Source organism: Colwellia sp. PAMC 21821, assembly GCF_002077175.1.
GTDB lineage: Bacteria > Pseudomonadota > Gammaproteobacteria > Enterobacterales > Alteromonadaceae > Cognaticolwellia.
In genome coordinates this window covers 2121132-2135395 of record NZ_CP014943.1, presented here as the reverse complement: position 1 = coordinate 2135395, position 14264 = coordinate 2121132, and the positions used below count along the sequence as shown (strand labels likewise).

The following is a 14264-nucleotide window of genomic DNA, read 5'->3' as shown; positions in this document are numbered from 1 at the left end:
CTAGACTCGAACGTCCAATAGTGTACCTAAATTTTCGTCAGCAGATTCAATAACGTTCGCAGACGCTTTTGCTTGAAACTCTGCTACCCGTAAATCAACCACTGATTGTGTCAGGTTTACTGCGTTCTCTGGATTCTGTGTCGCCGAATTCAAAATTTGATTATTATTATCTTGACCGATACCGTACGACTCAGGAGTTATGCCTACACTAGTTGCTATATTTTCAGCAGCTTTATATGCATCCTCACTGGCTTTTTGAAAACCTTGAACACCAGCATTAAAAGCGGATTGAATTTCCATAAAACTCTCCTAATCTGTTACTTGCATTTACCTGTTCAATTATTAACCAAAAACACTAAAAAGTAAACCTTTACTCTTTAGTTCACATGTTCCGTCAGCCAATGATTCACTATAGTTAAAAATTCTGCCTGATGAGATATAAAAGGTGCATGTGACGCTTGTTCAAATACATAACGCTGACTGTTGGGTGCTAGCTCATCAATTAATGCAATAACTTGCTTGGGTACTAAACCATCCAATTTACCGTAAAGTCTGAAAAATGGCAGATTAATACCGGATAATTGTTCAGTCAGATTCGATGTTTCTAATAAACTTAATGAATCGTCTAATACTTGCCGCGTGGGTTGTTCATGCTGCATCACTAGGTCACGAATGGTCTTAATATCTTGGCGAATATGCGGACTGCCCATCGCCTGTATTTTCAAGAAGTTACTGATGGTTTTTGTCGTGTCTTTAGCAAGTTGCTGGTGAAATAATGCCAAAACACTTGCTTTTATGCCCGGCCAATTATCTCGTTCAATAAATTGTGGCGTACTCGCGACAGTAATTAACCCTAACACGTGCTCTGGATGCTTAATGGCTATTTGGCTAGCGACTAATCCGCCTAAAGACCAACCGATATAAACCGCAGGTTTACCAACCGCATCGATAATAGCGTCCGCTATTTCGACTAACGAATATTGTGCTAGTTGAACTAAGTTATTTGTAGCAAAGCCGGGTAAATCAACGGTAATAACTTCAAAATCAGTTTGTAATTGCGCTAAGCAAGGCTGCCAAACAGCTGAGTTGAGGCCCCAGCCATGAATAAATACTAAGGGTATGCCTTGACCTTGGCTCGCTATTTTCATTCTTTCTGCCATGCTTTCTGTCATGCTTCGTTTGCTCGATAACGGATATGCGCATAGTTTAACTAAAGGGTGCTGAAAATGGAATTTAGCAGCAAGATCAACCGCGAGATAATGTTATCTTTACAACAAATTTTTCGCCAACAGTTTAAAAATATCCAACTAAAAGTAAGCTGCTGTAGCTTATGTGGCAGCAGTTGCCAAAATCATCCATTGCTTTGTCAATTCTGCCAAGCAGATTTACCCTATTTTAATTACCAACACGTGCCTTATGATTTATTGTCTTGGCCTGCCATTACAAAACTTATTCCGATAAAACATTTTGATCATCTATTAGCCATCGCCCCCTATATTTGGCCTTTCGATACTTGGATTAGCCAATTAAAATATCAACATAAAACAGAATTGGCTGAGTTACTCAGTTATTTACTGATTAATCATTGGCAGCAATATCTTAGTGCCGACATAGTCAATTTTACGTCCGATAACACCTCTATCGTGGCTGTGCCCTTACATTTAAAAAAGTGGCAAACGCGGGGGTTTAATCAGGCGCACCTTATTGCACGAAAATTCGCTCAATATTTTCAGTATGAATATCAAACAGAGCTTGTCACTCGTGAAAAATTGACTGAAAGTCAGGTAGGAAAGTCTGGTATTGAGCGCCGGAAAAATTTGAATAATGCCTTTAGTCTCAACATAAATTCAGCGATAAAGTTTCCAGCCAATGTTATTTTGATTGATGACGTTGTCACCACAGGCACAACCGCAAATGAAATTTGTAAACTATTGAAAAAAAACGGAGTGCAAAGCATTACACTCCTCAGTATTTGTTTGGCTATTCCCAACTAATAACTATCGAGCTATTCAGCTATTCAGCTAAATTGGCGCTAAATGCTTTAGCAAAAAATAGGCTGTTAGCAATGACTTTCATACTGCCTAAAAAGTAACCTCGAAACACTAAATCGTCAGTGCTAGCAATAACGCGACCTTTACCAACATTATGCGCAACAAGCGTTGGGTTGTTCGCTAAACGATTAACCAAATTTTGATCTGCATAACCACTGAGCAAAGGTGCTTGGCTGTATTTCGCTACAGTAATAAATGGTTTCACTGTTTGCTCCATAATCACAGTGCTATTGCGAAATACCGGCAATTCAATTTGCTGGTAACCATAAGCAAGTGGGTGACTAATATCTAATTCAGCTTGAAAAATAGCGCCTGCGATACGTTTTCTAGCGGAGAGTTGCTCTTTATCAGCGTAAGTTAATTTCACGGTATCAAACAGTTGGTCAATATGATCTTTTCTAACAAAATCAATTTTTAGTAATTCATTTGCTGATAACCATTGAGCCGCGCGTTTTTGACCAAAGATTACCCCACCATTGACTAACCATGATTTAAATTTACCCAGTACCTCAGTATTTAGCGCAGCATACTTACCATCAACCATAATAATATGACTGTAGTCTGCTAAATCAATTGCCGCTAACCTTTGCATTTCAATTACGCTAACAGGTATTTCTAGCAGGTTATCAAGGTAGTAAAGCATTTCTCCTGCTTCATATTGTGATACGCCCTTGCCACCAACTAATAATACTTTAGGTGCTGAAACCAAGCGGAATGAGTTACTGCCAATATCAATGCCTTTTGCGGTTAAGCCAGTATCTAGCGCGTTCAGCGGTATTTGGTTCTTAGCGGCCAACTCAGTCAGGATACTTCGCCAGTTATCTTGCGTTTGAATACCCGCAGGTACAATGATAGTACCTTGATTAAAAGTTTTAACTTCGCCATTTACTGTCGCTGAAAAGACTTTAGTGGCTACTTTTGCTTTGATCTCAGCTTTGGTTATTTTGTTTAACAGTTTAGGCGCTAAAAAGTCATGCCACTCAAATGCGTAGGCGTAAGCCGTATCACTTACTTCGGTGATTGCTTCTGTATTTGGTTGCCAAGGTTCATCCTGAGTTTTCAATCCCCAAGTGCTGCCAACCTGAGCAAATTTTATATTCATTGCCAGTGGTAATGTCCAACCTGAGACATCATAAAATGTATTATCTTGAAAGTTTTTTTGTTGATTAAATAGTGCTTTAATCAAGCGATATTGCGGCTGCGCTAACGGAATATAATAACTGTGCTTGGCAATATATTTTCGCTCATGAATCTTGTAATCTTGCTTAAGTGGGTATACTTTAATTTGATGTTGCTGCAACTTACTTAAGAAAACTTGTAGGCGATAATTATCTGCAACTTCAGTAAAAATATAACCGTTAAAGTTTTCATCACTGGCTTGTTTTTCAGCTTGTTTAAAGAAGTCTTTCCGATAGTTTTTGAATTTATCTTGGTTTTTCCACGCTCCCTCAATGGTTGATAAAGACGTTAATACATGGTTTTGAATTCCATACTCAAACGTTAATAAACCATTAATAGTATCTTGTTGAAGGCCGCGACTGCTCGCTTGTTCAAACAACACACCAATACCACCATTAATATCTGGGTAGGTTGAACCTTTACCATAATAAAAGTCATCGAAACTTTCTTCGCTGTAATATAAGCGATCTTTAGCATCAAGCGCTTTGGCATGATAGGTTGCTAATAACTTCGTTAATTCAGTGTTTTTAGCCGGAGTCAAAGGATGAGTGCGCGTGGGTATGCCTGGCTGAAAAAAATAACTACCGTTTGCACCCATTTCATGGAAGTCACCTAATACATTAGGTTGATATTGATGAAAATAAGGCAGGCGATTTTGACTCTCTTTTTGCGACAATAGTAGCCAATCGCGATTTAAGTCAAAACCAAAATGGTTAGTGCGACCGGTGCGCCATTGTTGATGATGTTCAATATGGTTTGGATCTGAATTTTCAGAGATGCCGCGATGAGTCGTCACCCAATTTACAAACCTATCCATGCCATCAGGATTAATACTCGGCTCGATCACAATAATGGTATCGTTGAGCAGGTCGGTAACGGCTTTGTCTTGCGAGGCAGCTAAATGGTAGGCAACCACCATAGCGGCATTGGTACCACTAATTTCGTCACCATGAACACTATAGCCTAACCACACCACAATCGGATCTTTAGCTGAAGTGTTTATATCTGAGCGTCGTGATAATATTTCATCAATATTTTTAAGGTTCTCAGGGCTCGAGATGGTAAGTAAAACTTGCGAGCGAAATTGTGTTGTTCGTCCCATTTCTTCAATGTTAACGCGAGTTGAAGACGCCGCTACTTGCTGTAAGTAATTTAGTACTTGGTCATGACGAGGATGACGTTCTCCTATGCCAAAACCCAATGTAGATTCTGGCGTCGGTACTTGCTTATTATAAACGCTACCATTAGGTAAATATGTGCTGACATTAGCGCCTAAAACAGTAAACGAGGCACTTATTAAACAAAATATTACAATTCGATACAGCGATAACAACATACAAGCTTTCCTTATTTGATTATCTGATAAAATAACAAAATTATGGCATTTGAACTAGTTATCTTGCCACAATAAGCAATTTATCTGCTCAGTTTTTAGCTTTTCATATTATGTGTATATAAATTATGCCATCTAGTACTAGCACCAAATGACAGAGAAGAGTAAAATGGTTATACTTGAGTAAAATAGTCGGGTATTGAAATATTCAATCCCAGTAGAAAATTCAACACCAGTATTGAGAGTAAAATAGTATGATGGTTAACATTTCAGAAACTGCACAAGAACATTTTGTAAAACTACTTTCTGGTCAAGCTGAAGGTACTAGTATCCGCGTATTTGTTGTAAACCCGGGTACAGCAAGCGCAGAATGTGGTGTATCGTACTGTCCAGCTGACGCTGTAGAAGCTGATGACATTGAACTAAAGTTCGAAAATTTTTCGGCTTACATCGATGCTGACAGTAAAATGTATTTAGAAGAAGCGGAAATTGATTTTACCACTGACCAAATGGGTTCACAGTTAACGCTAAAAGCACCAAACGCGAAGTTACGTAAAGTTGGTGATGACGCGCCATTATTTGAGCGTGTTGATTACTTCTTAAAAGCTGAAGTAAACCCACAACTTGCTGGCCATGGCGGCGAATGTACGCTAATGGAAATCACTGAAGACGGTTATGCTGTATTACAATTCGGTGGCGGCTGTAACGGTTGTGCACAAATTGATGTAACGGTTAAAGACGGCATTGAAAAGCAATTAATCGACATGATGGGCGATGAAATTAAAGGTGTTAAAGATATGACTGAACACGAACGTGGTGAGCACTCATATTACTAAGCTAAATTTAGCGTAAGTTAGCAATGTCATTATTAGAAAAACTTGGCCAAGATCCTCAACGCAGTATGCAGCGTTTTCTCAGAGGACTTGGCCTTTTTTCTATCGGTGCCTGCTTTATATTTTTAGGACTTTATCAAAGCCATATTTGGCAGATTATTGGCATTGTATTTCTTGCAATAGGCGGCTTGTTTGCTATTTATGGTTACGTCGGATTATTTGCCAATCGTTTGTACCATATTTTTAATCGTACTAAACCTTAATAGACAAACCTCAAAAAACCTTAACCCCCTTAAAAAGCATGTTTATTTCGTTGATAGTGCCAAGCTAACGTAACCCCACGCGCAAGCATAAATACAGAAAATGCAGCCCACAAACCATGATTACCATAGTCTTGTAATAACCACCACACTGGAAAAAAACAGCCAAATGTCGCAATAAGCATGCTGTTTCTCATAATATGTGCCTGCATCAACCCTACATAAACACCGTCATATAAGTAACACCAACAGGCCAGTAACGGCAGCGCTACAATCCAAAAAAGATATTTTTGCGCGTAGTCAACTACGGCGGTTATATTCGAGATAGTTAGAATGAAATAGTTGCCCGCGAAATAAAACAGTAAGCTGTAAGCGAGTGCGAATATTCCTGTCCAAAATAGCGCTATATTGACACTAACAAACATATTTTTTTGATTGTTTTCTCCTTTTGCTTTACCCACCATCACTTCTGCGGCATTGGCAATACCATCTAAACCGAACGATATTAACATTAAAAAATTCATTAATATGGCATTGGCAGCAATCACATCATCACCGAGTCGCGCCCCTTGAAAGGTCATAAAAACAAAGCATATTTCTAAACATAACGTTCTTATTAAGATATCTCGATTCAGTTTAAAATAGCTTAATAAGGCTGCTCGCTCTAACACAGCATCAAACATTTGTTGTACGCCTGAGAACAACCCCATAAACTTTTGCTTAAAGTTTTTATATACAAAACCTAATCCGATGACTAAGCCACTGTATTCTGCTATTAGCGTCGCCATAGCTACACCCTTAACTTGCCATGCAAAGCCAATAACGAACAGTAAATCCAATCCTAAGTTAATCAAGTTGGTGGCAATAATTAACCACATCACCACTTTCGCTTTATGATTACCCAGTAACCAGCCCATAATCACTAAATTAGCTAATGCTGCTGGTAAGCCCCAAACTCGAATAGCACTATACTCTCGGGCATAAAATTGTACTTGTTCTGACCCACCCGCTAAAGAAAGCGCAAGATCCAGGTAGAAATTTTGAAATAAAATAACGACTAAGCCTACGCTGAACGCAACTATCATCCCGCGCAGTAAAATTAAAAAACTGAGCTCATTATTACTTTGACCAAATGCCTGCGCTGATAACCCAGTGGTCGACATGCGTAAAAACCCACACAGCCAAGTGATGACCGTGATGATCATGGCCCCAACCGTGCTGCCGCCTAAATAATAGGAATATTCTAGATGTCCAATAACGGCGGTATCAACTAAACCCAATAATGGTGCAGTAATATTGGATAAAATCATCGGCAAAGCCAGTATAAATAGCTGCTTATGACGTTCTATATCATTAAATTTCAAAAAATCTGACCTTTATGGGTAAATGCACTGTATCTATAGAAGAAAAAACGTTATTTTACGCAGGCGTTTAAAGTCTACTATTTTGCAGGAAGATTACCATGAAATATCGCCTGTTGGCAGCATTGTGCTATTGCCTACATTTCACCAGTTTTTCCACTGTTATATTACAGTACCATCACGTTAGCGAAGACACTCCGGCCAGTACCAGTATTGCTCCCAAGCAATTTGATAAGCATATGCAGTTTCTGCAAGACAACAACTTTAAGGTTATTGCTTTATCAACGTTAGTGGATGCCATTAAGGAAAAGAAATCTTTACCTGATAAAACAGTAGTTATTACCTTTGACGATGCCTATATAGACATTTTAACTCAAGGTAAGCCTATTTTAGATAAACACGGCTTTCCCTTTACGATTTTTATAAACCCGGGCATGGTGGGGCAAAATACGTCACACTTTTTATCATGGCAGCAATTAAAAGCCATGGCAGACGACGGGGTAATTATCGCTAATCACGGTATGCACCATGATTCATTAGCACGCACACCTTTGGGTATGACCACCCAAGCTTGGTTGGCTAAAAACTCTGAGTCTTTATTACGAGCAGAAAAGATAATTGAAGCAGAAACAGGCCAAAGCTGGCGATATTTCGCTTACCCCTATGGTGAATTTAGTCCTGAAGTTCAGCAGTGGGTACTTGAAAATAACTTTGTCGCATTCTCACAACAATCAGGGCCTGTTGGCTTAAATACAGATCTAACCAGTATCCCGCGTTTCCCTGCATCGCAACCATACGACCAATTATCAAGCCTGCGAGATAAGCTCGATTCATTGCCCTTTAATATTCATCTTGAAGGTAAAAATCAACAAACCATCTTTGAGCAAGGCGAGTCTACTTCATTCAGTATTAATATTGTTGTTGACGACTTTGAGCCTGATCAATTGCATTGTTATATCTCTGGCTTAGGCCGTCAGAAAATTCAATGGCAAAGTGATGACTTGTTTACCATAGATTTTAGCGCACCCCTACCGTCTGGCCGGGTAAGATGTAATTGCACTGCACCGAGCATTAGTGAGCCTGGACGCTATTATTGGTTTTCAAAGCCTTGGTTTATTCTCAAAGAAAATCGTGAATGGTATCCGCTATAATTAATACCAAAGAGAATTTTTGATCTTCATTCAATGAAGATCACTTTTAAAGTTCAAGGCGTATAATTGGTTAATAGCAGGCTATTGGGATTGAACACAACGCAGAAATTGAATAGGTAGACCATTTTAAGGTGATCAATACAGTAGTCTGTTTGGTATAAGTCGGTACGTTAATTTAAGATGGTAGGACGTCATTTATACCATCATTTAGGCGTTAACATTCGCCTATATTAACGTACTGCAGACCTATCATCTTTCTATCACTTAACCTTTAACTCAATACAAAGCGACTATTTTTTCAAAATCACTAACGAGCCTATCACCTTCAATCACAGGAACTTCACCCAGCGCCTGTTTTGGTTTGAAAATAGCTTCTACCTTGCCAGCAGGATTAATCAAGACTAATGAAGCACTGTGATCAACCAAGTAGTTGGTCACCGTTGCTCCGTGATTATCTATAGCATCACTATTCGATTGCTGCGCTATATCAGGTTCAGTTATCGCATACATTAAACCTAAGTTACGCGCGAATGGAAATAACGCACCATGGTCACCATGTAATGCCTTAAACTCAGGATTAAAATAGCCAATATAACTGGCGAGCTTTTCTTGTGTATCACGTTTTGGATCAACAGAAACCAATAAAACTTGGTTGTTTGGGGCTATCGCTTTTAAATCATCATAGATAAAGTTCATTTCTTGCAGTGTTGTTGGGCAAACATCTGGGCACGATGTATAACCAAAAAACACCCAATTCCACTGACCTTTTAGTGACTCATTGTTAAATTTTTCGCCAAGATGATCGGTTAATTCAAACGCTTTAATATCTCTTGCTTGTTGATAGTGTAAGGCAAATTCAACCGGTGCTTTTTGACTTAGCTGACTAAATAACATCACACCTGCTGCAAGCGCACCTAATGCCACAATCAGCGTAACAATTTTATTCATTAGCCTGTTACCGGTAAAAGATAATGGTCGAGTAAAAGAATAATAAATAATGCCATTAAATGCACAATAGAAAACTTGAAGGTATCCATTGCGGTTTCTTCATCAGCATTAAATTTTAATTTCCAAGCGTAGGCAAAAAACACTAAATTTAACACCACCGCGCCAATCAAATATAACCAATTACTCATGCCGACTAAATATGGCAGTAAACCCACGACAAACAGTAAAACGGTATAAAGTAAAATCTGCGTTTTGGTAAAGCTTACGCCATGCGTTACGGGTAGCATTGGAATATTGACCTTAGCGTACTCGTCTTTACGATGTATCGCCAATGCCCAAAAATGAGGCGGTGTCCAAGTAAATATCAGTAATACTAATAACAACGCATTCGGATGCACTTCATTGGTCATTGCGGTCCAGCCCAACAAAGGAGGAATAGCACCGGCTAATCCGCCAATAGTAATATTTTGCGGCGTAGCTCGCTTTAAATACATGGTATAAACAAAGCTGTAACCGACTAGACCGGAAAACGTTAGCCAAGCCGTTAACGGGTTAACTAACGTGTATAAAACTATAAAGCCTGTTACCGCTAGGCTAATAGCAAAAATCGTAGCACTGCGTGCGGTAAGCCTGCCATTGGGTAATGGTCGATTATAAGTGCGCCCCATTTCCTTATCTATACGCTCATCAACAATGTGATTAATCGCAGCAGCTGCCGATGACAAAAAGCCAATACCTATCATCGAAGGCACCAAAACATGCCAAGGTATAACGCCTGGTACAGATAAACACATACCCACTAGAGCGGTTAATACTAATAAAGCGACTACTCGTGGTTTGGTAATTTCATAATAGTCTCGCCAAATAGGCGTACTAGGTGCGCTATGACTCGCTTCTACTGTGTTGCTCTGACTCATAATATGCCCCTAAATTTTCCGTTTTAAACTATATGTCATGGTAATTAATGACATCATTAACATGGCCGCTACCACGTTGTGACTCACCGCTACACTCAGTGGTAGTGAGAACCAAATATTACTAATACCTAAACCAACTTGTACGCTAAGAATAAAGCCTAAGCTCAATGCTGCGTTCTTAAAAAATGGTGATTGTGCCTTACGATAAATGCTAATAACCAACCATAATAAATATAGCGTAGTTACTATAGCACCTAAGCGATGCATTACATGAATTGTCACACGTGATGCGTGATCAAGATGGCCAAATTCATAACTGTCTTTCTCTGGAGGGATCAAATCAAAGGCATGTTCAAAATTCATCTGATCTGCCCATCCTGCTTGGCATATGGGCAGTTCGGTACAAGTCAGCGCAGCATAGTTGGATGATGTCCAACCGCCTAAGGCTATTTGTCCAGCCAAAATAAAAATACCTAATACGGCAAATTTTGCATATTTTTTCAAGGCGAGGTCGCCACCGGGCACCCGGTAATCACTTAAGCGTAAATACAGTAATAGCAGTAAACATAAGGTGGTAAACCCGCCAAGTAAGTGCCCCATTACCACCACAGGCATCAACTTCATGGTAACCGTCCACATACCAAGCGCGGCTTGAAAGGTCACTACCAACAAAAGAAAAATAGGCAAACCAACGGGACCACCCTGCGAACGGCGCTTAAGCGACATTAAGGCAATAATTAAGATCAATATACCTAATGAGCCAGCGAAATAGCGATGGATCATTTCATTCCAGGCTTTATGAGGCTCTACTGGCCGATCAGGAAAGGCTTGCTCAGCAGCAATAATTTGTTCACTAGTTTGTGGTACGTCAAGTAAGCCATAACAACCTGGCCAGTCTGGGCACCCCAAACCAGCATGTGTTAAACGGGTATAAGCACCTAAACTCACCACCACTATGGCTAATAAAATGCTAACAAAAACAAGCTTTCTAATGTCGGAAGAGCTTTGAGTTTTCATTTAGCCAATCCTTGAATATTTCAACAGCTTTTTAAAATCGGCCAATATAGACTTGCCAAATTGAGACAATTGTTCGGTGTTTTCTGGTGGCACATGGCTGAGAATTACATTACCTAAAGGGTCAACTATCAGCACTTGAGACTGCGATATTACTGTTTTTGCTAAAGTGGGCATTGGTTGAATATGCCACTTCTTAATTTGAATTTTATCTGTTTGTTCTGCGCGTAAATCTTGCTGAGTTAACGCAACAAGCTTAACTCGCGGCATTTCTTTACCTAGAGCAATATAAGTATTGTTAACACTCATTAAGGTTTTTTCACATTGTTGATCACAATTTTCTGGCAAGGTGTATAGCATTATCCATTGATGATCATAGTCATCAACATTGAGCCCAAGTTTAGCTAAGGTTAATTCATTCTCGATAAGTTGCCCTTGGTTGGTAACACCATAATTGAACCATTGTTGATTCAATGCCAATTTAGCAAGCACAATGGGAATGATAAATACCGCTAGGAGAATTAGCATACTGCGGCGCGATTTATTTAACTCTGAAGAACTCATACAACTCAGCCTTTTATTCTTATTATTCGGTTTCGGTATTTTTCTAATCTACTTATTTCAGATTATTGCTACTTATTCTGACGATTCATTTTTACTCATTTTTATTGCTGCCCAAATCATTAAACTGATCCAAGCCAATGCTAAACTAAACCATTGAAAGGCATATGCCCGATGTTTTTCTGGTGGCATTACAATGGGCTGCCAATTTTTTTTATATCCAATAGTCTCTTTTTTATCTAAGTAAACGACAAAGGGCAACAGTTTCTTGCCAATTAATTGTGAAAACTTATCTAATTCTATTTGCTGAACTCTTAATGGCCATGATGGATTGGTTAAATTCTGTGCTTGTAATTGAATACCCACTTCCACTTCGCGGACATGGCCCGTAAGAGTATGCTGCCCAATAACAGGTGTAATTTCAGGCAGTATATTTCGATCAATTGCCCCTTGAACCCAGCCCAGATTAACGAGTATGGCGGCATCATTACTTTCAATAATTTGATATACACGATAGCCAAAACGTCCTTTGTCTGGTTGATTGTCGAGGAGGAATACTTTATCTCCAATAAAGTTGCCCGTTAGTTGAATAGGTAAATCGTTGATGCCGTCTTGCAAACCTTGAAGCGTTAATACTTGCGCTAAAGATAATGCATCGCGTTGGCTTAATTCATTAATACGATGTTGACGTTGCTCTTTTTCAAGTGCGCGGTCAATTTGCCAAAATCCAAGCTTGATTAATGTTGAAAATACTAGCATGGTAAATATAACCATTGGCCAATTAAGTTGTTTTAACTTGTGCTGAAGTGATACCGAATTCATAGACTACCGCATGTTCACTAACTAAAAACAGACTATAAAAGAGAGAATGTTGTGTTAATTAAAATTATTGTTGTCGGCTTATTAGCCTTTATGATTTATAACCTGTTTCGGGCGCTATTCATTATGAATAAAAATGACCCGGATAAACCACCTATGTCTAAATTTATCGGTCGTCGGGTAATAACATCGGTGGTTATTATCTTATTACTTGTTATCGGTATATTCACTGGGGTGATCACACCTAATCCACGTCCGTTCTAAATAATCAAAAGGTACGATATTTATAATACCGTACCTTAAATAACTGACTTAATTCTGTTTATCGTTAGATAATATAAACAAAAACAAACAGTATTACCCACACTACATCAACAAAATGCCAATACCAACTTGCGGCTTGGAATGCAAAGTGGTTTTTCGGTGTGAAATGGCCTTTAAATACCCGAATAAGCATAACCAGTAGCATAATTGTCCCTAAGGTCACATGCATACCGTGAAAGCCAGTCAGTAGATAAAAGGTATTGCCGTATATGCCACTGTCTAAATACAGTTTCATTTCATCAGCATAACCATGTGCATACTCTAGGCCTTGGCAAAACAAAAACACCACACCTAAAACCACGGTTAGCCCCAGCCAAAACTTCAATAAACCGCGTTTTTCTTGCTCTAGTGAAACATGAGCAAAATGTGCCGTAATTGAGGAGGTTAACAGTAAAATAGTATTAATTAACGGTAAACCGTACCAACCCATTGCGGTTGTTTCAGTGCCATCTGGTGTTTTTATCAATGGCCAAGTTGCGGTAAAGTCAGGCCATAAAATTGCCGCTGTTGCGGCATTGTTACCTGCGCCGTCAAGCCAAGGTACTGAAAAAGTACGTGCGTAAAGTAAAGCACCGAAGAAAGCAGCGAAAAACATGACTTCTGAAAAAATAAACCAGCTCATGCCTTGGCGGAATGAATTGTCCATTTGTCGACTATATTTTCCAGCCATTGACTCGGTAATAACATTATTGAACCAGCCAAAAACCATATAAATAATCAGTGCGATACCCGCTAGTAGAACCCAGCCGCCGCCAACACTTTCAGGATTATTTAAATTTGCTACATAATTGCCAGCACCTACTGCAATTAAAAACAGCGCAACTGCACCCACTATTGGCCATTTGCTTTGTGCTGGTACGTAATAACTTTCGTATTCTTTTGTCGTCATTGTTGTTCCCCTCATTTAAGTGCCAAGCACTTAAGAATCAACTGAGCTTGTAATATCGTACAAGGTGTAAGATAGGGTTATGGTAGATACATCATCGGGTAGGTCTAAATCAACATAGAACTGCAATCCCATTTCAACATCTTCACTGGCTTTTAGCGGTTGGTTATTAAAGCAAAAGCATTCTATCTTTTGAAAATAGACCGCTGCCCGCCCTGGTGATACTGACGGCACAGCTTGCCCGACAATATCGCTTACAGACTCATTTTTGGCGTAAAATTTAACGGTTTTGCGCTCACCTGGATGCACTTTTATTTCATTAATCATTGGCTCAAACCGCCAAGGAATACCTTTGGCGGTTCGAGTCAAAAATTGCACGGTAATCGTACGTTCGGTATCTATAGTTACAGCGTTATAACTTGCTGCAACGTTCGATGTTTTTCCGTTTAACCCAGTGATATCGCAAAACACGTCATATAACGGCACCATCGCAAAACCAAAGCCAAACATTCCGAAAACAATCAACATCAGTTTTTTTACTGTTTTATTCACTGAAGCATCATGCGTTTTAGATTGCGCTTGCTTTGATAAATTATTTTGCGAGTCACCGTTAGTCATTTTAGTTCC

16 protein-coding genes are annotated in these 14264 nt (G+C 39.2%); 5 read left to right on the top strand and 11 right to left on the bottom strand.

What is annotated here, in order from left to right:
• Together A3Q33_RS09015 and bioH are read right to left on the bottom strand one after the other, a co-directional pair.
• A complete protein-coding gene (locus tag A3Q33_RS09015) occupies positions 1–300 on the bottom strand; it encodes a hypothetical protein (protein ID WP_081179657.1) in 300 nt (99 codons plus the stop codon).
• A 77-nt stretch (positions 301–377) separates the two neighbouring features.
• Positions 378–1172 (bottom strand): pimeloyl-ACP methyl ester esterase BioH, encoded by a 795-nt coding sequence (bioH, locus tag A3Q33_RS09010; protein WP_155866738.1) that lies wholly within the window; start codon positions 1170–1172, stop codon positions 378–380.
• Between the two features lie 54 nt (positions 1173–1226).
• On the opposite strand from bioH, the gene A3Q33_RS09005 reads away from it, so the two are divergent.
• Positions 1227–1994 carry a ComF family protein gene (locus A3Q33_RS09005; protein WP_081179656.1) on the top strand — a complete coding sequence of 256 codons (768 nt, stop codon included), beginning with the start codon at positions 1227–1229 and terminating at the stop codon, positions 1992–1994.
• A 19-nt stretch (positions 1995–2013) separates the two neighbouring features.
• On the opposite strand, the gene A3Q33_RS09000 is transcribed toward A3Q33_RS09005, so the two are convergent.
• Positions 2014–4566 carry a M14 family zinc carboxypeptidase gene (locus tag A3Q33_RS09000; RefSeq protein ID WP_081179655.1) on the bottom strand — a complete coding sequence of 851 codons (2553 nt, stop codon included), beginning with the start codon at positions 4564–4566 and terminating at the stop codon, positions 2014–2016.
• Positions 4567–4820: 254 nt separating this feature from the next.
• On the opposite strand from A3Q33_RS09000, the gene nfuA reads away from it, so the two are divergent.
• Both nfuA and A3Q33_RS08990 read left to right on the top strand, forming a co-directional pair.
• Positions 4821–5399, top strand: coding sequence for a Fe-S biogenesis protein NfuA (nfuA, locus tag A3Q33_RS08995; protein WP_081182463.1), 579 nt, complete (start codon positions 4821–4823; stop codon positions 5397–5399).
• A gap of 23 nt (positions 5400–5422) precedes the next feature.
• Positions 5423–5659 carry a hypothetical protein gene (locus A3Q33_RS08990; RefSeq protein WP_081179654.1) on the top strand — a complete coding sequence of 79 codons (237 nt, stop codon included), beginning with the start codon at positions 5423–5425 and terminating at the stop codon, positions 5657–5659.
• Positions 5660–5688: 29 nt separating this feature from the next.
• On the opposite strand, the gene A3Q33_RS08985 is transcribed toward A3Q33_RS08990, so the two are convergent.
• Positions 5689–7020, bottom strand: a complete 1332-nt coding sequence (locus A3Q33_RS08985) for an MATE family efflux transporter (protein WP_231295817.1) — start codon at positions 7018–7020, stop codon at positions 5689–5691.
• Between the two features lie 98 nt (positions 7021–7118).
• Here A3Q33_RS08985 and A3Q33_RS08980 point away from each other — a divergent pair, with 98 nt between their 5' ends.
• Complete coding sequence (locus A3Q33_RS08980) at positions 7119–8168, top strand: polysaccharide deacetylase family protein (RefSeq protein ID WP_081179653.1); 1050 nt, start codon at positions 7119–7121, stop codon at positions 8166–8168.
• Between the two features lie 276 nt (positions 8169–8444).
• On the opposite strand, the gene A3Q33_RS08975 is transcribed toward A3Q33_RS08980, so the two are convergent.
• From A3Q33_RS08975 to A3Q33_RS08955, 5 genes are all read right to left on the bottom strand, one after another.
• A complete protein-coding gene (locus A3Q33_RS08975) occupies positions 8445–9116 on the bottom strand; it encodes an SCO family protein (RefSeq protein WP_081179652.1) in 672 nt (223 codons plus the stop codon).
• Positions 9116–10033 carry a heme o synthase gene (cyoE, locus tag A3Q33_RS08970; RefSeq protein ID WP_081179651.1) on the bottom strand — a complete coding sequence of 306 codons (918 nt, stop codon included), beginning with the start codon at positions 10031–10033 and terminating at the stop codon, positions 9116–9118. Before cyoE ends, A3Q33_RS08975 begins: the two co-directional genes overlap by 1 nt.
• 9 nt (positions 10034–10042) lie before the next feature.
• Entirely contained in the window at positions 10043–11050 is a 1008-nt protein-coding gene (locus A3Q33_RS08965) for a COX15/CtaA family protein (RefSeq protein ID WP_231295816.1), read from the bottom strand.
• Positions 11051–11611, bottom strand: coding sequence for a redox-active disulfide-containing membrane protein (locus A3Q33_RS08960; RefSeq protein WP_081179650.1), 561 nt, complete (start codon positions 11609–11611; stop codon positions 11051–11053).
• 72 nt (positions 11612–11683) lie between these two features.
• Entirely contained in the window at positions 11684–12430 is a 747-nt protein-coding gene (locus tag A3Q33_RS08955; RefSeq protein ID WP_081179649.1) for an SURF1 family protein, read from the bottom strand.
• Between the two features lie 51 nt (positions 12431–12481).
• On the opposite strand from A3Q33_RS08955, the gene A3Q33_RS08950 reads away from it, so the two are divergent.
• Positions 12482–12691 carry a DUF2909 domain-containing protein gene (locus A3Q33_RS08950; protein WP_081150449.1) on the top strand — a complete coding sequence of 70 codons (210 nt, stop codon included), beginning with the start codon at positions 12482–12484 and terminating at the stop codon, positions 12689–12691.
• 64 nt (positions 12692–12755) lie between these two features.
• On the opposite strand, the gene A3Q33_RS08945 is transcribed toward A3Q33_RS08950, so the two are convergent.
• Both A3Q33_RS08945 and A3Q33_RS08940 read right to left on the bottom strand, forming a co-directional pair.
• On the bottom strand, positions 12756–13640 hold the full coding sequence (locus A3Q33_RS08945) for a cytochrome c oxidase subunit 3 (RefSeq protein ID WP_081179648.1): 885 nt from the start codon (positions 13638–13640) through the stop codon (positions 12756–12758).
• A 30-nt stretch (positions 13641–13670) separates the two neighbouring features.
• Positions 13671–14255 (bottom strand): cytochrome c oxidase assembly protein, encoded by a 585-nt coding sequence (locus A3Q33_RS08940; RefSeq protein ID WP_081179647.1) that lies wholly within the window; start codon positions 14253–14255, stop codon positions 13671–13673.
• Between the last annotated feature and the right edge of the window lie 9 nt (positions 14256–14264).

Excerpts from the sequence above, each read along its gene's own strand:
- A3Q33_RS08975 (WP_081179652.1), bottom strand. The coding sequence starts at position 9,116 with ATGAATAAAATTGTTACGCTGATTGTGGCATTAGGTGCGCTTGCAGCA.
- A3Q33_RS08980 (WP_081179653.1), top strand. The coding sequence starts at position 7,119 with ATGAAATATCGCCTGTTGGCAGCATTGTGCTATTGCCTACATTTCACC.
- A3Q33_RS08945 (WP_081179648.1), bottom strand. The coding sequence starts at position 13,640 with ATGACGACAAAAGAATACGAAAGTTATTACGTACCAGCACAAAGCAAA.
- A3Q33_RS08990 (WP_081179654.1), top strand. The coding sequence starts at position 5,423 with ATGTCATTATTAGAAAAACTTGGCCAAGATCCTCAACGCAGTATGCAG.
- A3Q33_RS09000 (WP_081179655.1), bottom strand. The coding sequence starts at position 4,566 with ATGTTGTTATCGCTGTATCGAATTGTAATATTTTGTTTAATAAGTGCC.
- A3Q33_RS08965 (WP_231295816.1), bottom strand. The coding sequence starts at position 11,050 with ATGAAAACTCAAAGCTCTTCCGACATTAGAAAGCTTGTTTTTGTTAGC.
- A3Q33_RS09005 (WP_081179656.1), top strand. The coding sequence starts at position 1,227 with ATGGAATTTAGCAGCAAGATCAACCGCGAGATAATGTTATCTTTACAA.
- cyoE (WP_081179651.1), bottom strand. The coding sequence starts at position 10,033 with ATGAGTCAGAGCAACACAGTAGAAGCGAGTCATAGCGCACCTAGTACG.
- nfuA (WP_081182463.1), top strand. The coding sequence starts at position 4,821 with ATGGTTAACATTTCAGAAACTGCACAAGAACATTTTGTAAAACTACTT.
- bioH (WP_155866738.1), bottom strand. The coding sequence starts at position 1,172 with ATGACAGAAAGCATGGCAGAAAGAATGAAAATAGCGAGCCAAGGTCAA.
- A3Q33_RS08940 (WP_081179647.1), bottom strand. The coding sequence starts at position 14,255 with ATGACTAACGGTGACTCGCAAAATAATTTATCAAAGCAAGCGCAATCT.
- A3Q33_RS09015 (WP_081179657.1), bottom strand. The coding sequence starts at position 300 with ATGGAAATTCAATCCGCTTTTAATGCTGGTGTTCAAGGTTTTCAAAAA.
- A3Q33_RS08960 (WP_081179650.1), bottom strand. The coding sequence starts at position 11,611 with ATGAGTTCTTCAGAGTTAAATAAATCGCGCCGCAGTATGCTAATTCTC.
- A3Q33_RS08955 (WP_081179649.1), bottom strand. The coding sequence starts at position 12,430 with ATGAATTCGGTATCACTTCAGCACAAGTTAAAACAACTTAATTGGCCA.